The organism is Nocardioides sp. (assembly GCF_031422975.1).
In the GTDB taxonomy this organism is placed as follows: Bacteria; Actinomycetota; Actinomycetes; order Propionibacteriales; family Nocardioidaceae; genus Nocardioides.
Genome location: NZ_JANPEO010000433.1, coordinates 1 through 2809 on the forward strand (window position 1 = coordinate 1; position 2809 = coordinate 2809).

Genomic DNA, 2809 nt, shown 5'->3' on the forward strand with positions numbered 1-2809 from the left:
CACCGCTGGCTGTTGCAGGAGATCTGGGGCACCGGGCACGGCGAGGAGACACGGGACGCCCTTCGCACCCACGTGCGGACCCTCAGGGCCAAGATCGAGGACCACGCTTCCTCGCCGGTCTACATCCGGACCGAGAGCGGCTCCGGCTACCGGTGGATCGCTCCGCTGCGTGGTGGTGACAGCAGCGAGCTCGCAGCAGTCCCGGCGCCGGCATACCCCGGCGACGTGCTCCATGAGCTCGCGAACGCCACGACGGCGCTGCGGATGGCAGTGCAGCTCATGACCCGCTCGCGACCGTCCGAGCTGTCAGGAACGTCGCTCACTGACACCTTCGAGCATCTTGACGCCCTCACTGCGAGGGTCGCGAGGCTGGTCACAGCCCTCGCCGAACGGGGGAAGCCATGAAACACGTTCTGATGGGGGAGGACGATCGAGATGTCGCGACCCTGCTGGGGATCCTGCTCGGGGGCGCAGGCTTCAGCGTCGACCTGGTCGGTACCGGCCCTGAGGTCATCGAGGCGTACGCCGCCCGGGTTCCCGACGTCGTCCTGCTGGACGTGTCGATGCCAGGGATGGACGGGCTCGAGGTGACGCGGCAGCTGCGCTCCAGGTTCGGCGAGCAGGTCCCGGTGATGCTGCTGACGGCCCGGGCCAGCGAGGAGGACCGCGCCAACGGGCTGCTCGCCGGCGCAGATGACTATGTCGTCAAGCCGTTCGACGTGGACGACGTCCTCGCCAGGCTCACGCGCCTCCTCACCCGGTCGCCCGGCTGAGGGAGTCGTCACGAGGAAACGACATCGTCATGGTGGTGCCCTGTCCCGGGCGCGACATCACCTCGATCGTTCCGTCGTGTGCGTCCACGATCTCGCGCACGATCGACAGACCCAGCCCCGTCCCCGGAATGGCCGCAGCCTGGGCTGTGCTGCTCCGGAAGAAGCGGGTGAACAGCGAGCTCTGCTCGGCGGGAGGGATCCCGATGCCGGTGTCCGACACCGCCACCGCGACCGACTGGTCGCTCTGCGTGATCGCCACCGTGATCCGGCCGCCGTCCTCGGTGAACTTGATGGCGTTGGTGATGAGGTTGATGACCGCACGCTCCAGCTGCTGCCGGTCCCCGGTCACCGCGGCCGGCGGGGGATCCTCGGGCGCAACCAGCTCGAGGTCCCGCGGGCGCAGGACTTCCTTGGTGGCCTCGATCGCTTCGGCGACCACGTCGCGCAGGTCGAGGGGCTCTCGGTCGACCTCGAGCCCGTGGCTCTCCACCTGCGACAGCGTCAGCAGGTTCTCGATGAGCTCGAGAAGGCGTCGACCGCCACGTTCGACTCCTTCCAGGAGCCGCCGCTGCTGGTCGTTCACGGGACCCATGACCTCGTTCTCGAGCAGTTGGGTGAAGCCCAGAACGCTCGTCAGGGGTGTGCGCAGCTCGTGGCTCGTGGACGACACGAACGCCGACTTGATCCGGCCGACTTCGTGCAGGGCCTGGACAGCCTCTCGCTCCTGCTCGAGCGCGTGCGCCAGCGCGTCCTCGGCGGCACGGCGCTCGGTGACGTCCTCGGCGACTCCGAGGTACCCAGAGACCCGGCCGCCCACATCGCGCATCGCAGTGACGGTCAGGCTGACGGTCACTCGCTGCGAGTTCTGCGTGACGTAGGTCCAGTCCCGTCGTTCGGGGACGCCATTGGCAGACGCTTCATGCACGAAGACCTCGAAGCCCGGCGCGATCCCGAGCTCACGCGCCCGGGCCTCGACCTCGGCGGCGTCGTGGAACAGTTCGGGGCTCGCCACTCCGACAAGGTCTTCGGATGAGTAGCCCAGGAGAAGCTCGGCACCGCGGTTGAAGAAGGTGATGACGCCGGACGCGTCCGTGCCGATGACCGGCGTACCGGTCGTGGCGTCGAGCACGGACCTGAGAAGGTTCTCCGTGCGGCGCAGGGTCGACACCTCGACGCCCGCCACGACGCTCCCTTCGCCACCACCGCCGTCCATCAACGGCCCGACGGTGCAGATGACCTGCCGGTGAGCGGAGTCCCGGTCTCGCCACAGCAGCTCTCGCCCCTGACCCGTGTGCCCGGCCCCGACGTCGGCACGCAGAGCGTCGAACTCCTCGCCCCGCACCAGCATCCCCGCAAAGGGACGGCCCACCAAGGCGTCTGCGCCAAGGCCGGTCAGCCTCTCCACGGCCCGGTTGACCCGGAGCACGATGCCCTGGTGATCCAGCACGACGATCAAGGACTCCATCGCGTCGAGCACCGCGTCGGTCAGGTCCCGTTCTCTGGCGAGGTGTTGGCGATCCTCCAGGGAAGCGCTGAGCGCACGTCGGTTCTCGGCCACGGCCACGGCCAGCGGCAGGCTGCCGATGACGCAGACGATCAGATAGCTCTGCACGAGGGCACCGGCGGTCGCGGGCGACGTCCCCGGCACGATGCTGAACGGGCCGTTGCCGGCACTGGTCAAGAGGGTCACGGCTATGCCCGTGGCCACCAACTCCCAGGCGAGGACGAGAGGGGTGAAGCGCAGTGCGGCCCAGGTGAACAGCGGCAGCACTGCGTAGGCCAGGGTCAACTCCTGTGACGGTGCGAACACGGCGGCCACGACGCCGACCGCGACGGCTACCTGCGCCAGCAGCTCGATCCGGACCCGACGGATGAACCGCGCCGAGCCGGCTGGTCGGTCGTGCAGGAAAAGGATGGCCGGGACGATGACCAGGATGGCGGCCGTGTGAGAGGCGGCAATGTTGCGCAGGGTGAACGTGAAGGGGGCGCCCAGGAAGAGGTGAACGTTGGCAGCCCCGATCGCCCCGGCGGCGGCC

The 2809-nt window shown here is 68.9% G+C and carries 3 protein-coding genes; 2 read left to right on the forward strand and 1 reads right to left on the reverse strand.

From position 1 onward, the window contains the following. Both RMO85_RS13065 and RMO85_RS13070 read left to right on the forward strand, forming a co-directional pair. Positions 1-405 (forward strand): helix-turn-helix domain-containing protein (locus RMO85_RS13065; RefSeq protein ID WP_310529161.1); only part of this gene is annotated, 405 nt, incomplete at its 5' end. Continuing rightward, positions 402-773 carry a response regulator transcription factor gene (locus RMO85_RS13070; RefSeq protein ID WP_310529162.1) on the forward strand — a complete coding sequence of 124 codons (372 nt, stop codon included), beginning with the start codon at positions 402-404 and terminating at the stop codon, positions 771-773. The genes RMO85_RS13065 and RMO85_RS13070, both read left to right, overlap by 4 nt. On the opposite strand, the gene RMO85_RS13075 is transcribed toward RMO85_RS13070, so the two are convergent. Continuing rightward, on the reverse strand, positions 754-2809 hold a 2056-nt coding region (locus RMO85_RS13075; RefSeq protein WP_310529163.1), incomplete at its 5' end, for an ATP-binding protein. The genes RMO85_RS13070 and RMO85_RS13075 overlap by 20 nt on opposite strands.